This window comes from Qipengyuania seohaensis (assembly GCF_002795865.1).
Taxonomy (GTDB): Bacteria; Pseudomonadota; Alphaproteobacteria; order Sphingomonadales; family Sphingomonadaceae; genus Qipengyuania; species Qipengyuania seohaensis.
Genome location: NZ_CP024920.1, coordinates 2,457,121 through 2,470,130, shown reverse-complemented (window position 1 = coordinate 2,470,130; position 13,010 = coordinate 2,457,121). Strand labels below are relative to the sequence as shown.

Here is a 13,010-nt window from a genome sequence, read left to right as displayed (position 1 = left end):
GTTCTTTTCGCGCCTTTTGTGCGGAAGCGATGCTGAACGGTCAATTGCGAATTGAAACTCTTGAATTTCGTCAGTGTCCTATCCATATAGGACACATGCTGAACCTTCTCTCATTCCTGTTCGGAATCGTCTCGCTCGTCATCGTCATTCCGGCCACGATACCTCTCTTGGGGTGGGCGAACTGGCTGGCCCTGCCGCTTATCGTAATCGGCATCATCGTCGGCCAGCTGTCGTCGAGCAATTCGGGCCGCAATTTCAACATCATCGTGCTGCTGATCGCGGCACTGCGCCTGACGCTGGGCGGCGGCATCATCTAGGCAAGCGCCAGCCGCGCTGCCTTTGCGAACAGCGTCGGTAATCCCGCTTCGTCGAGCCTGTCGAGCGGCCACCATTCCCCCTCTTCAAGGGGGTCGGAGGTCGCTTGCGTTTCGCACACCGCCAGTTCCAGCGCGAAATGCGAGAATGTGTGCCGAACAAGCCCCAGGTCGCGCCACGGCCCGCCGGTCGGAGCATTTTTGTGACCGTCGCCCTTCGCGGACCATCCGTCATCGGGAAGCGCGCGCATTCCGCCCAGCATTCCCGTCCCCTCACGCCTTACGAGCCAGACGTGATCCTCTCTGGTGATCCAGTAAGCCTGCCCCTCGCGCACCGGCTTTGCCTTCTTCGGTGCCTTGAACGGATAGCGCGAAGGATCGCCGTTTGTCCTGCCCTCGCACGAGGCCGATAACGGACAAAGCAGGCACTTCGGATCGCGCGACGTGCAGATCGTCGCGCCGAGATCCATCATCGCTTGCGCGAAATCGCCCGCCCGCTGCTCGGGCGTAATCTGGTCCGTGTGCTCGCGAATGAGCTTGCGGGAAGAAGGTAGCGGCTCCTCGATCGCGAACAGCCGCGAAACCACCCGCTCGACATTGGCGTCGACTACAACGGCGCGTGCGCCGAACGCGATCGAGGCAACCGCAGCGGCAGTATAGGCGCCGAGGCCGGGCAGGCCGCGTAATTCGCTCTCGGTCCGGGGGAAGCCGCCCATGTCGGAAACGGCGCGCGAAGCCTTCACGAGATTTCTCGCCCGCGAATAATACCCCAGCCCCGCCCATGCCGCCATGACGTCTTCTTCCGGCGCCGCCGCCAAATCCTCGACGCTCGGCCAGCGATCGGTGAACGCTTCAAAATAGGGTTTCACCGCAGCGACCGTAGTCTGTTGCAGCATCACCTCGGAAAGCCAGACCCGGTAGGGGTCGGTCGGCGGCGCACCGGGCCGCGCACGCCACGGCAGGTCGCGGGCGTGCGTGTCGTACCATGCGAGAAGTGTGTCGGAGATGCTGGCGGCCACGCGCTGCCTATGGCATGAGCGCAGCCCTAATGGAAAGCGACAAGCCGAAATCCCCGAACAGGCCTTCCGGGCAGAAGAAGCCCGCCAGCAAAGGCAAGGCGGGAAAGCCGTACGAGCGGCCCAGGGGCGGTCAGGCAAAAGCCATCTCGGACCTGATGCCACAGATCGGACGACCCGCTTTCCGCCGCTTCGGTTTCGTCCAGTCATCGATCGTGAGCCGATGGCCCGAAATCGTCGGTGACACCCATTCGCGGGTCTGCACGCCGGAAATGATCCGCTTCCCTCCGGGCGAAAAATCCGAAGGGATCCTGGAACTGGTGGTCAAGCCCGCCCACGCCCCGCTGATACAGCAGGTCTTGCCGGAGATCATCGAGCGCGTGAACCGGTTCTTCGGTTACAAGGCAGTGGCACGAATCAAGCTTCGGCAAGGTGCGGTTAAGCCGCCCGAGGCAAAGCAGAAGGCGAAAGCCCCGCCGTCGCTGAAGCCAATACCGATGGAACTTGGCGATAGTTTGCGCGATATCGGGGATCCTGAACTGCGTGCCGTGCTTGAATCGCTGGCACGCGGTCTCGGATCGCAAGAGGAAGACGGAACCGACTGACGTGAAAATTTCTGCCAAACTCGCCGCGAGCGCCCTTTTCGCCGCTGCTGCATTTGCTTCCATTCCCGCCGCTGGACAGGACCTTCCGACGAACAAGCCGCGCGGTAACTGGAATACCGTGGTCAACGAAGTCGACGGCGGCCATGTCCTCGGCAATCCCGATGCCGATGCGCGGCTGGTCGAATTCATGAGCTATACCTGCTCGCACTGCGCAGAGTTCACGAAGACCGGCGAAAGCGCGATCAAGCTTCTCTACGTGCCCGGCGGCAAGGTTTCCTACGAGGTCCGGCACCTTATCCGCGATCCGGTCGACCTCACGGCGGCCCTCGCCGCGCAATGCGGTGCGCCCTCCAAGTTCTTCGCCAATCACACCGCGCTGCTTATGAAATATCCCGAATGGATGGCCAAGGCGCGCAGCATGACACAGGCGCAGATGGCGCGGTGGAATTTCGGCAGCTTCGCAGCTCGCTCTCAAGCGATTGCTAGCGATCTCGATTTTTACGAGATCATGGAAAGCCGCGGTTATTCGCGCATCCAGCTGGACGACTGTCTGAAGGACGAGACCAAGGCGCGCGCCATTGCGGCACAAAGCCAGGCCGATGTTGCGAAATACGGGCTGACCGGCACTCCGACTTTCATCATGGGCGGAGAGATGCTCGACGCGCATGATTGGCCGCGCCTCCAGCCCTATCTCGACGCGCTCTACAAGAAGTAACTCTGCAACTTCATGGTTGCATTTGTCGGGGATAGGGCTGTGGACACAGCGCCTCCAGCGCTTCACCCGCCCCAAACCCTGGCTTAGCCTACCCAATCACTCGAGAGGATACCGATGAAAACCAGCTTGCGCCTCGCCATTCTCGCACCATTCGCCCTGACGCTTGCGGCGTGCGGCGACAGCACGGAAGAGGCGGACGCCGGTTCGCTCGAAGGGGATGCGATCGCCGCGATCGCCGCACCGGAAGGTACGAGCTGGCTTGAAGTCGCCAGCAAGACCGGCAATGGCGGGTTCGTAATCGGCAATCCCGACGCGCCGCTGAAGCTGGTGGAATTTGCCAGCCACACCTGCGGAGCCTGCGCCTATTTCGCCGAGAACGGTTCGACGCCCCTCCAGCAGGATTACGTCGATACCGGCGTGGTCAGCTATGAAATCCGCCCGCTTCTGCGCGATCCGCTGGACGTGACGATTTCGACGCTGGCACAGTGCGGCGCTCCGGAAAGCTTCCACGCCTTGTCCGACCAGGCATGGGCTTCCCTCGGCACATTTGGCGAAACGCTTCAGGCCAACCCGTCTGCGTATGAAGCCGCGATGCAGGCAGCGCCCGAACAGCGCTTCCTCCAGCTTGCCCAGTCCGCAGGACTGATCGATTTCTTCGCCGCTCGCGGTCTCTCCGCCGATCAGGCGCGCACCTGCCTGACGGACGCACAGGGAATCGAGGCTATCGCGACCACCTCGCGCACTGCGGCCGATGAACTGAACGTCACCGGCACACCCACCTTCTTCCTCAACGGCCAGCGGCTCGACGGGAACCAGTGGGCGCAGATCGAACCAATCCTGCAACGCGCCGGCGCCAGGTAAAGCCGGGGCTAAAGGGGGGACACGGCGACGATGCTCATAAAACAGCTCAGACTGAGCGGTTTCAAGAGCTTCGTCGAGCCGTCCACCCTGCGCATCGAACCCGGGCTGACCGGCGTGGTCGGCCCCAACGGGTGCGGTAAATCCAACCTGCTGGAGGCGATCCGCTGGGTCATGGGCGAAAACTCGCCCAAGTCCATGCGCTCGGGCGGGATGGAAGACGTCATCTTCGCCGGCACCGCCACGCGTCCGCAGCGCGACTTCGCCGAAGTCCAGCTATCTGCCGAAAGCGACGAAGGCGACGAGCTTGAGGTCATCCGCCGGATCGAGCGCGGCGCGGGCAGCGCGTACCGCGTCAATGGCAAGGATGTGCGCGCCAAGGATGTCGCCCTCACCTTCGCCGATGCCGCCACAGGTGCCCACTCCCCTGCCCTCGTCAGCCAGGGCAAGATCGCGCAGGTCATCGCGGCAAAGCCGGTCGAACGCCGCCAGATGCTGGAAGAGGCGGCGGGGATCGCAGGTCTCCATGTCCGCCGCAAGGATGCCGAGAGCAAGCTGCGCTCGACCGAAACCAATCTGGCGCGGCTCGAAGATCTGATGGCCGGGCTCGACAGCCAGATCGCTTCGCTGCGGCGGCAGGCGAAACAGGCGGAACGCTACAAAAAACTCTCGGACGAGATAAAGACTGCCGAGGCCCGGCTCGTGTTCGCACGCTGGCGCGATGCCGCAGCGGCTGCCGAAGAAGCCAGGAAAGCCGCTGCTGCTGCCGAAGCGCGGGTGACCGAGGCGCAGAAGGCCGCCGACGAAGCGCAGAAAGCGCAGCGAGCAGCCGCCGAAGCATTGGCACAAGCGCGCGAGGAGCAGGCAGACCGCCGTGACGACGCGAGCGCACATGGGCACCGCATGGCTGCCCTGACCAGCCAGCTGGAGGCGGCAGAACAGCGCCTCGCCGATCTCGACCGCCAGAAGCGCCGGCTGGAGGAAGATCGCGGCGATGCCGACCGCATGACCAAGGACGCGGCAGAGGCTTTGGCACGGCTCGAAAAGGAACTCGCAAACAGCGAGAAAGACCTCGCCGCAAACGAGGAACGCCGTCCCTCGCTCGTCGCGCAAAGCGAGGACGCAGAACGCGCCAGCCGCACGGCAGAACTTGCCTTGGCAAAAGCCACTGCCGATAATGCCGGGGTCGAGGCTGAATGGCGCGTCGTAGAGGCGGAGATAGCGCAGGCCCGGATGCGCCTTGAACGGATCGAGGCCGACGGTCGCCGGATGGCCGAACAGCGGCAGTCTCTGGCAGGCGAAGACGTCGAGGGAGCGCTCGAAATCGCCAGGATCGCTGCCGAGGAAGCGGCCAAGTCGCTGGCAAGCAAGCGTGCGGCTATCGAAAGCATGCAGGCACGCAAGAGCGAATTGCAGGCCGCGCGCGATGAGGCGTCGAGTGCGCTCTCTGCCGCCAAAGCCGAGCTGTCAGGCATCCAGCGCGAACACGATGCCCTCCTCCGCGACCGTGAAGCACGCGAGCGCGCCGCCGCCAAGCGCTCGGGCCGCAAGCAGGCCATCGACGGCGTGCGTGCCGCCAAGGGCTATGAACGGGCGGCTGCCGCAGCCTTGGGCCGCGACGGGAAAGCCTTGCTTGGACTGCCGGACGAAGGCGCGGAAGGTCGCTACTGGACCGGTGCGAACGCCCCGCCGGCAGTGGTCGACAACCTCGCGGATCACCTTGACCAGTGTCCCGACGAACTGCGCGCCCGGCTCGCGCTCGTCCATGTGGCAGACAGCGACGATGGCCGCACGCTCGCTCCCGGCGAAAGCCTGGTCACCCTTGGTGGTCAGCTGCGTCGTTGGGATGGTCTTGTCGTTCGCGGCGAAGGCGCAGCGGAAGCTGCAAAGCTTGAAGCGGACAATCGGTTTGCAGAGCTGGCGGAACGGCTGCCAGCCCTGCAAGCGGCAGTATCGGCTGCTCAACACGATGAGGCCCGTTCGAGCGAAGAACTGGGCACGCTTCAGCGCGAGTTGATCGCCGCCGATCGCGAATTGGCCGCTACCGCCGATGCAGAGAGGCAGGCGCTGCGCGCACTCGACCAGGCCGAGGCCGCTCGCGAACGTATCGCCGCCCGGCTGGAAGAGCTCGGACGCGCCGAGGGCGAGCACAGCGAATTGCGTGCTGCTGCCAAATCGGAGCTGGCAGCAGCGCAGGCCAAGCAGGCCGCGCTGCCCGACCCGGAGGCTGGCCGCGCCTCGCTCGATGCGGCGCGGGCGAAAAACGAGGCCGCCCGCTCGACCCTTCAGGCACGCGCCGCAGAGCTTGCCGCGCACGATCAGTCACTCGCCGTCGCGCGCGAACGCACCGCCGCGCAGCGCAGCGACATGTCAAACTGGCAGGCCCGTTCGGGCGAAGCCACGCGCCGCCTTTCCGACATGGCCCGCCGATTCAAGGAAATCGAAGAAGAGCGCGCGGTCTTCGCAGCCAAGCCGGAAGGGCTGCTGCGCGAAATCGAACAGGGCGACCAGGTGCGCGAACGGTTGGGCACCGAGTTGGCGAAGGCGGAGCAGGCTGTCGCACAGGCAAACGAGCGCGCGGCCGAAGCTGACAGCGTCTACGCTACTGCCAACGAAGCGCTGGCGGCCGCCCGCGAAAACCGCGCTGGCCTGTCCGAACGGGCAGAGAACCAGGACGGCCGCCGCATCGAAATGGCGCGGATTTCAGGCGAACGCTTTCAGTCGCCCCCGCCCCTGCTCCCCGCAAAATTCGAGTTCGAGGAAACCGAGGTCAAGTCGGCGGACCAGGAAGGCGAGGAAATGGATCGCCTCACCGCCAGCCGCGAGCGTATCGGGCCGGTGAACCTCGTCGCGGCCGAAGAGCTCGAAAGGATCGAGAGCGAGCATGGCTCGAACGCGGCCGAGCAGGAAGAACTGCGCGAAGCCGTCAATCGCCTGCGCGGCTCGATCGGCAGCCTCAACCGCGAAGGGCGTGAGCGATTGCGCGAGGCGTTCGAGCAGGTCAACGATCACTTCAAGCACCTCTTCACGCGTTTGTTCGAAGGCGGCGAAGCGCACCTTGCCCTGATCGACAGCGACGACCCGCTCGAAGCGGGCCTCGAAATCTTCGCCCAGCCGCCGGGCAAGCGCCTCCAGTCGCTCACCCTCTTGTCGGGCGGGGAACAGGCGCTAACGGCCACGGCACTCATTTTCGCGCTGTTCCTGACCAACCCAGCCCCGATCTGCGTGCTCGACGAGGTCGACGCGCCGCTGGACGATGCCAACATCGACCGCTTCTGCGACCTGCTCGACGCCATGGTGCGCGAAACCAACACGCGGTACCTGATCGTCACGCACAACGCCGTGACGATGAGCCGGATGCATCGCCTTTTCGGCGTCACCATGATCGAGAAAGGCATCAGCCGCCTCGTCAGCGTCGACCTTGGCGGGGCGGAAGAACTTCTGGCGGCAGAATAGCGTGTCGGATATTCCCGCTGCGTGATGCGGCGGGGGACCAACGATGACGCAACGGATAGGTGATGGCAGCGCGGGCGATGTCGATTATGGCGACATCGGGGGAACCTACGCCCAATTCCGCCAGCCCGACCCGATAATCGAAGCTCAGATCCACCGCGCGTTGGGAGATGCAAAGACCGTCTTGAACGTCGGCGCAGGAGCCGGTTCCTACGAGCCGACCGATCGTGAGGTCACGGCGGTCGAACCATCGCGTTCCATGCGGGCACAGCGTCCTGCACATCTGGTCGAAGCCGTCGATGCCATGGCGGAAGACCTGCCTTTTCCCGACAAATCCTTCGATGCCTCGATGGCGAGCGTTACCGTCCACCAGTGGAGCGATCTCGAAAAAGGCCTGTCGGAAATGCGCCGGGTCACGATCGGCCCGATCGTCCTGCTGGTGTGCGATCCGGAGCTTATGCACGACTATTGGCTGAGCGATTACATTCCCGAAGTGCGCGCAGTCGAAGCCGCGCGTTTCCCGCAGATTTCGAGGATTGTGGACGCCTTGGGAGGCAAGATCGAAGTCGAGCCAGTTCCCGTCCCGCTGGAATGCAGCGACGGTTTCAACGAAGCCTATTACGGAAGGCCCGAACGCTTCCTCAATCCTGCCGCACGACTGGCCTGTTCAAGCTGGAGCCTGGTTCCGGATGAAGCGGTCGATCGTTTCGTCACCACGCTTGCCGAAGATCTGGAAAGCGGGAATTGGGATCGAAAATACGGGCACTTGCGCACGCAGCCGTTCTTTGACGGTCCGCTGCGCCTGATCATTGGAAGACCAGTCTAGTTGAGCCTGGCCCTAACCGGCGGCTTCTAGCGCGGCACGCAGTTCGTCACGCACGGACTTCAGGCGCGGGAGGAGAGCTGCGGGGGACCCGGCAGGTGTGGAGATTGTCGCATCCTGCGCCGCAGTCTGCTGGTCCGGAACGCCGCGCAGCGCGGCTTTCGCGCCCTTCAGAGTATAGCCTTCCTCGTTTACTAGCCGGTTGATCCGTTCGACCAAGGCCACGTCTTCGGCGCGGTAATAGCGCCGTCCGCCACTGCGTTTCAGGGGCTTGAGGCTGGGGAACTGCTGTTCCCAATATCGCAGGACATGGGTCTTGATACCCGTCGCTCGCGCTACCTCACCGATGGTGCGGAGCGCACCTTCGTCCTTGTGATCGTCGAATTCGGCCATGCGATCCCCTTAGCAGTTAGCCGTCGGCGACGCGATCCTTAAGCAACTGGCTTGCCCGGAAAGTCATGACGCGGCGCGGCGTGATCGGAACTTCTACGCCCGTTTTGGGATTACGGCCAATACGCTCTTTCTTGTCGCGCAGAACGAAGCTGCCGAAACCGGAAATCTTCACGTTCTCACCCTGGATCAGGGCCTGCGACATCTTGTCGAGCACCTGCTCCACCAGATCGAGCGATTCGGCCCTGCTGAGGCCCATCTTACGATTGATAGTTTCTGCCAGATCGGCGCGGGTCAGGGTTCCCACCGAGCGCATCATGTCCATTTCTCTCTCCCCAGACGCGACCCTGGGTCCGATTTAGAAATGGCAACATACTGTATTCGGTAGTCTTTTACAACCGAATGCGTCATTTGTTTATAAGCTTACATGCGGGCGAGCGATGCACCCCAGGTAAATCCGCCGCCCATGGCTTCGAACATGACGAGATCGCCCTGTTTTATCCGGCCGTCCCGGCGCGCAACATCGAAGGCCAGCGGGACCGAAGCAGCCGACGTATTGGCGTGCTTGTCCACCGTGACGATCACCTTTTCTACCGGCAGATTGAGCTTGCGCGCGGTCGCATCGAGGATGCGCGCGTTGGCCTGATGCGGCACGACCCAGTCGATTTCTTCGGCAGAAATTCCTGTATTTCCAATCACTTCACGCAGAACATCGGCAAGATTCACCACGGCATGACGGAACACTTCGCGTCCCTTCATCCGCAGCTTGCCAACTTCTCCGGTCGTCGAGGGACCGCCATCGACGTAGAGCAATTCGCGATGCGCTCCGTCGGCATGAAGCTTGGTCGAAAGGATGCCGGGACCGTCCTCGGCAACGTCCTGCGCTTCGAGCACCACGGCCCCCGCGCCGTCGCCGAAAAGGACGCAGGTCGTGCGGTCTTCCCAGTCGAGAATGCGGCTGAAAGTCTCTGCGCCGATCACCAGCGCCTTCTGCGCCATGCCGGTGCGCAGCATCGAGTCGGCGGTTGCCAGCGCGTACAGGAAACCCGAGCAGACTGCCTGCACATCGAAAGCCACACCCCCGCCGCAGCCCAGCGCATGCTGGACCTGGGTAGCAGTGGCGGGAAAGGTGTGGTCGGGCGTGGCCGTCGCCAGTACGATCAGGCCGATTTCGCTCGCCTCGACGCCCGCATCTTCGAGCGCATTGCGAGCCGCTTCGGTTGCCAGGGTCGAGGTGGTTTCACCCTCGCCGGCGATGTAGCGCTGGCGGATGCCGGTGCGTTCCACGATCCATTCGTCGCTGGTTTCGACACGCTCGGCCATCTCGGCGTTGGTCACACACTTCGCTGGAAGTGCGCTGCCGCTGCCGGTGATGACCGAACGGATCATTTCGCCGAGAACCCTTCGGTGCCGACAGCGCCGAGATCCTTGCGGATGCGGTTGAGGATATCGTCCTCAAGCAGGCGTGCGGCGACTTCCACGGCATTGGCGACGCCGGTGGCGTCCGCGCTTCCATGGCTTTTCACAACCACGCCGTTGAGGCCGAGGAATACGGCGCCGTTATGGTTGTTCGGGTCGAGATGGTGCTTGAGCAATTCGGTCGCCGGACGCGACACGAGGAAGCCGACCTTGGAGCGAATCGAGCTGGTGAAGGCGCGGCGCAGCAGGTCGGTGACGAAGCGCGCCGTACCTTCGATCGCCTTGAGCGCGATATTGCCGGAAAACCCGTCGCACACGACCACATCGCATTCGCCGCGGTTGATCTTGTCCGCTTCGACATAGCCTTCGAACTCCATGTCGAGACCGGTGGCCCCGCGCAGGATTTCGGCGGCATTCTGGATGTCTTCGGTGCCCTTGGTCTCTTCCGTGCCGATATTCAGCAGGCGGGTGCGCGGACGTTCGCGGCCGGTCACGATGCGCGAATAGGCCGCGCCCATGATGGCGAACTGGACCAGGTTGCGCGCATCGCATTCGCGGTTTGCGCCAAGGTCGAGCATGATAACGTCGTTATCGCCCAGCGTCGGCAAGAGCGCTGCAAGGGCGGGCCGGTCGAGGCCCGGCATTGTGCGCAGGGCAAGCTTGCTCATCGCCATCAGCGCGCCGGTGTTTCCGGCAGAGACGGCTGCGCCAGCTTCGCCGCGCTTAACGGCGTCGACAGCCAGGCCCATGCTGGTGGTTTTCGCACGGCGCAGGGCCTTGGAAGGCTTTTCGTCGCCCCCGACCACATCTTCGCAATGCAGGATTTCCGAAGCGCCGGACATTCCCGGATGATCGGCGAGCGCATTCTTGATGCGCGTTTCATCGCCGACCAGCAGGAACTTGAATCGATCGTGGCGGCGCCGCGCCATCGCGGCACCGTCGATCATGGTGCGCACGCCTTCGTCGCCGCCCATCGCGTCAATAGCGATACGCGGCAAACTCATGACGATCTCCGGCTTACGGTGACGGTCTTAAAGACCGACGGCGATGACTTCGCGCCCGTTGTAGAAACCGCAGTGCGGGCAAAGGTTGTGCGGACGCTTGAGTTCACCGCAGTTCGAGCACTCGTGATGAGCTTCGACCTTGAGCGAATCGTGCGCACGACGGTTGCCGCGGCGGTGGGGCGATACTTTCCTCTTGGGGACGGCCATGGCGGCACCTGTTCCTCAAACAATTACAATCAATTTCGGTGGCCGCCCTAGTGGAAGGTCCGGCAACGCACAAGTGCGCTTAAACCCGAAACTTCTCGACCATGACGGTGAAGGCGCGCGCTATAGCGATTTTTCGCCTCAGTGCAAGCGCTGTGCGTTGTCATCACCTGCACATTGCATGGTCCGGCCCTTGCCTATAGCCCGAGATGGGGTTCGCGAGAGAAATCACAAGGGAGGGATCGTATGGGTTTGTTTCTACCTGTCACACTGACAGCAGCGGCTGCGGCGGCACTTATCAACCTGTGGCTGTCGGTGCGAGTCGGCCAGATGCGCGGTGTAACCAAGACAATTCACGGCGACGACGGAGGCGGTCCGCTGACCCGCCGGATGCGCGCACAGCTCAACTTCGTGGAAAACACGCCCTTCGTGCTCGTCCTTATCGCTGCGATCGAAATTAGCGGCAAGGGCGCTCCGTGGCTCGCCTGGGTTGCCGGCATCTATATGCTGGGCCGCGTCGCCCACGGCATGGGCATGGATGCGGAAACCGGCACCAAGCCACGCATGATCGGCACTCTGATCACCATGCTGACCCTTCTGGGACTCGCGGTGATGGCCACGCTGATTGCGATGCGGGTTATCTAGGGAAAAGGCGGGCCGGGCGCGTGTCCGGCCCGCTTCTCACGCAAGCGCCGCGTCGCTGACGAAGGCGTTTGTCTTGCGCTCCTGGCCGAACGTGCTGGTCGGACCGTGGCCCGGAATGAACGTCACGTCATCGCCCAGCGGCCAGAGCTTCTTTGTAATCGCGTCGATCAGGTCCTGGTGGTTGCCCATAGGGAAATCGGTGCGCCCGATGCTGCCCTGGAACAGGACGTCACCCACGATGGCAAATTTGCTCGGCCGGTTGAAGAAGACCACGTGCCCGGGGGTGTGGCCGGGGCAGTGAATGACTTCGAGCTCCAGCTCGCCAACAGTGACAGTATCGCCATCTTCCAGCCAGCGGTCCGGTTCGAAAACCTGGCTGTTCATACCGTAGCGCGCGCCGTCCTCTTCAAGGCGGCTGATCCAGAAACGGTCGGCCTCCTGCGGTCCCTCGATCGGCAAGCCAAGTTCCTTGGCCAGGACACCCGCCTCGCCGCAATGGTCCATGTGGCCGTGCGTGATGAGGATCTTTTCAAGTTCCACCCCGGTCTTGGCGACCGCAGCCTTCAGCTTGTCGAGATCGCCGCCCGGATCGATCAGGGCACCCTTGTTGGTCTTGGTGCACCAGATCAGCGAGCAGTTCTGCTGGAGCGGCGTTACCGGTACAATGCCGGCTTTCATCGGGGGCTGCGAAGGGGTTTCGGTCATGCGGCCGAGATGGCTGTAGCGGCGCCTGAATGCAAGTCAGTGCGCCCGCCAGACGATCAAACCCTGCCTCCTTTCCAAACCACGCGTCCGATCACCTCCACCTCGTCCCGCGCGAGTTCGATCGGCGCATAGGCGTCGTTCGCGCTGATGAGTGTGATACGCCCCGGCGCGCTGGCCTGGATCTGTTTGACGTGCAGCACGTCTGCGATGCGCACGACATGGATGCCCTCGCCTGCGCGCTTGTTGCGGTCGACAAAAATCTCGTCTCCGCTGCGAAGGGTCGGCTCCATACTGTCGCCCTCTACCCGGATCGCCGACAGGTCTGCACCCTCAAGGCCCATCTCGCGCAACCATCGGCGCGAGAAGCGGAAACTGTCGAAGGATATTTCCTCCGCTGAAACCGCACCAGGCCCCGCTGAAGCATCGAGAGCGAGCCTCGGTACAGCGAGAAAGTCGTCCGATTCGCGCGGTCGGACCAGTTCCGGATCGGCGCCCAGTTCGACCTCGTCCACACCGAAGAATTCCGCCAGCCTGCGCCGGTCCTGTTCCTCCAGCCGACGCGGACTACCCTTGCGCACGAATTGCTGCAAGTAACTGGGATTACGCCCCAACATCGACGAAAGCGCCGACAGGCTGGTCCGGTTCGATTCCGCCAATTCGACCAGTCGCGCCCGGTCCGCGCTGAGATTTTCCGCCATCCTTAACTCCTCGCCAACTCTCGTGATTGGCACAAATCCGCGCTTCCCGAAGAACTCGCCAGAGAAAATTCCTATAGCATAGGATTTTTCCTAGACAAGTAGGATTTGGGCTGGAACGAATAGAGAACACGGCGAGCGATTCGTCAGTCCGAACAGCCAAA

Annotated in this window: 15 protein-coding genes; 7 read left to right on the top strand and 8 right to left on the bottom strand. The window is 63.1% G+C overall.

Features of this window, described 5'->3' with window-relative positions; translation table 11 throughout:
* The first annotated feature begins 95 nt into the window (after window positions 1-95).
* Window positions 96-317: a hypothetical protein gene (locus CVE41_RS12170; protein ID WP_090482492.1), complete on the top strand. Its 222-nt coding sequence runs from the start codon at window positions 96-98 to the stop codon at window positions 315-317.
* On the opposite strand, the gene mutY is transcribed toward CVE41_RS12170, so the two are convergent.
* Window positions 314-1,333, bottom strand: a complete 1,020-nt coding sequence (gene mutY, locus CVE41_RS12165) for an A/G-specific adenine glycosylase (RefSeq protein ID WP_100260898.1) — start codon at window positions 1,331-1,333, stop codon at window positions 314-316. The genes CVE41_RS12170 and mutY overlap by 4 nt on opposite strands.
* Before the next feature lie 14 nt (window positions 1,334-1,347).
* Here mutY and CVE41_RS12160 point away from each other — a divergent pair, with 14 nt between their 5' ends.
* From CVE41_RS12160 to CVE41_RS12140, 5 genes are all read left to right on the top strand, one after another.
* Window positions 1,348-1,935: a DUF721 domain-containing protein gene (locus CVE41_RS12160; protein ID WP_232725696.1), complete on the top strand. Its 588-nt coding sequence runs from the start codon at window positions 1,348-1,350 to the stop codon at window positions 1,933-1,935.
* A gap of 1 nt (window position 1,936) precedes the next feature.
* Complete coding sequence (locus CVE41_RS12155; protein WP_157799502.1) at window positions 1,937-2,650, top strand: DsbA family protein; 714 nt, start codon at window positions 1,937-1,939, stop codon at window positions 2,648-2,650.
* Between the two features lie 114 nt (window positions 2,651-2,764).
* Complete coding sequence (locus tag CVE41_RS12150; RefSeq protein WP_100260895.1) at window positions 2,765-3,511, top strand: thioredoxin domain-containing protein; 747 nt, start codon at window positions 2,765-2,767, stop codon at window positions 3,509-3,511.
* A 30-nt stretch (window positions 3,512-3,541) separates the two neighbouring features.
* The gene (gene smc / locus CVE41_RS12145; protein WP_100260894.1) at window positions 3,542-6,964 is read left to right on the top strand and encodes a chromosome segregation protein SMC; all 3,423 of its coding nucleotides are present in this window, start codon (window positions 3,542-3,544) and stop codon (window positions 6,962-6,964) included.
* Window positions 6,965-7,007: 43 nt separating this feature from the next.
* Window positions 7,008-7,787, top strand: a complete 780-nt coding sequence (locus CVE41_RS12140; RefSeq protein ID WP_100260893.1) for a class I SAM-dependent methyltransferase — start codon at window positions 7,008-7,010, stop codon at window positions 7,785-7,787.
* A 12-nt stretch (window positions 7,788-7,799) separates the two neighbouring features.
* Here the strand turns inward: CVE41_RS12140 and CVE41_RS12135 are convergent, their stop codons facing one another.
* The 5 genes from CVE41_RS12135 to rpmF all read right to left on the bottom strand — a co-directional run bounded on the left by CVE41_RS12135 (window position 7,800) and on the right by rpmF (window position 10,804).
* On the bottom strand, window positions 7,800-8,177 hold the full coding sequence (locus CVE41_RS12135; protein WP_100260892.1) for a MerR family transcriptional regulator: 378 nt from the start codon (window positions 8,175-8,177) through the stop codon (window positions 7,800-7,802).
* A 16-nt stretch (window positions 8,178-8,193) separates the two neighbouring features.
* The gene (locus CVE41_RS12130) at window positions 8,194-8,493 is read right to left on the bottom strand and encodes an integration host factor subunit alpha (protein ID WP_198507783.1); all 300 of its coding nucleotides are present in this window, start codon (window positions 8,491-8,493) and stop codon (window positions 8,194-8,196) included.
* Between the two features lie 104 nt (window positions 8,494-8,597).
* Window positions 8,598-9,563, bottom strand: coding sequence for a beta-ketoacyl-ACP synthase III (locus CVE41_RS12125; RefSeq protein WP_100260891.1), 966 nt, complete (start codon window positions 9,561-9,563; stop codon window positions 8,598-8,600).
* Entirely contained in the window at window positions 9,560-10,597 is a 1,038-nt protein-coding gene (gene plsX / locus CVE41_RS12120; protein ID WP_100260890.1) for a phosphate acyltransferase PlsX, read from the bottom strand. The genes CVE41_RS12125 and plsX overlap by 4 nt, the downstream gene beginning before the upstream one ends.
* 27 nt (window positions 10,598-10,624) lie before the next feature.
* The gene (gene rpmF / locus CVE41_RS12115) at window positions 10,625-10,804 is read right to left on the bottom strand and encodes a 50S ribosomal protein L32 (protein ID WP_090482457.1); all 180 of its coding nucleotides are present in this window, start codon (window positions 10,802-10,804) and stop codon (window positions 10,625-10,627) included.
* A gap of 243 nt (window positions 10,805-11,047) precedes the next feature.
* On the opposite strand from rpmF, the gene CVE41_RS12110 reads away from it, so the two are divergent.
* Window positions 11,048-11,446: an MAPEG family protein gene (locus CVE41_RS12110; RefSeq protein ID WP_198507663.1), complete on the top strand. Its 399-nt coding sequence runs from the start codon at window positions 11,048-11,050 to the stop codon at window positions 11,444-11,446.
* Window positions 11,447-11,482: 36 nt separating this feature from the next.
* Here the strand turns inward: CVE41_RS12110 and CVE41_RS12105 are convergent, their stop codons facing one another.
* Window positions 11,483-12,124, bottom strand: coding sequence for an MBL fold metallo-hydrolase (locus CVE41_RS12105; RefSeq protein ID WP_100261510.1), 642 nt, complete (start codon window positions 12,122-12,124; stop codon window positions 11,483-11,485).
* An 83-nt stretch (window positions 12,125-12,207) separates the two neighbouring features.
* A complete protein-coding gene (locus CVE41_RS12100) occupies window positions 12,208-12,849 on the bottom strand; it encodes a S24 family peptidase (protein WP_100260889.1) in 642 nt (213 codons plus the stop codon).
* Between the last annotated feature and the right edge of the window lie 161 nt (window positions 12,850-13,010).

What these genes read in the sequence shown, in the direction of transcription:
- CVE41_RS12170 (WP_090482492.1), top strand. Translation starts at nt 96, where the DNA reads ATGCTGAACCTTCTCTCATTCCTGTTCGGAATCGTCTCGCTCGTCATC.
- CVE41_RS12160 (WP_232725696.1), top strand. Translation starts at nt 1,348, where the DNA reads ATGAGCGCAGCCCTAATGGAAAGCGACAAGCCGAAATCCCCGAACAGG.
- CVE41_RS12150 (WP_100260895.1), top strand. Translation starts at nt 2,765, where the DNA reads ATGAAAACCAGCTTGCGCCTCGCCATTCTCGCACCATTCGCCCTGACG.
- smc (WP_100260894.1), top strand. Translation starts at nt 3,542, where the DNA reads ATGCTCATAAAACAGCTCAGACTGAGCGGTTTCAAGAGCTTCGTCGAG.
- CVE41_RS12140 (WP_100260893.1), top strand. Translation starts at nt 7,008, where the DNA reads ATGACGCAACGGATAGGTGATGGCAGCGCGGGCGATGTCGATTATGGC.
- CVE41_RS12135 (WP_100260892.1), bottom strand. Translation starts at nt 8,177, where the DNA reads ATGGCCGAATTCGACGATCACAAGGACGAAGGTGCGCTCCGCACCATC.
- CVE41_RS12130 (WP_198507783.1), bottom strand. Translation starts at nt 8,493, where the DNA reads ATGATGCGCTCGGTGGGAACCCTGACCCGCGCCGATCTGGCAGAAACT.
- CVE41_RS12125 (WP_100260891.1), bottom strand. Translation starts at nt 9,563, where the DNA reads ATGATCCGTTCGGTCATCACCGGCAGCGGCAGCGCACTTCCAGCGAAG.
- plsX (WP_100260890.1), bottom strand. Translation starts at nt 10,597, where the DNA reads ATGAGTTTGCCGCGTATCGCTATTGACGCGATGGGCGGCGACGAAGGC.
- rpmF (WP_090482457.1), bottom strand. Translation starts at nt 10,804, where the DNA reads ATGGCCGTCCCCAAGAGGAAAGTATCGCCCCACCGCCGCGGCAACCGT.
- CVE41_RS12110 (WP_198507663.1), top strand. Translation starts at nt 11,048, where the DNA reads ATGGGTTTGTTTCTACCTGTCACACTGACAGCAGCGGCTGCGGCGGCA.
- CVE41_RS12105 (WP_100261510.1), bottom strand. Translation starts at nt 12,124, where the DNA reads ATGAAAGCCGGCATTGTACCGGTAACGCCGCTCCAGCAGAACTGCTCG.
- CVE41_RS12100 (WP_100260889.1), bottom strand. Translation starts at nt 12,849, where the DNA reads ATGGCGGAAAATCTCAGCGCGGACCGGGCGCGACTGGTCGAATTGGCG.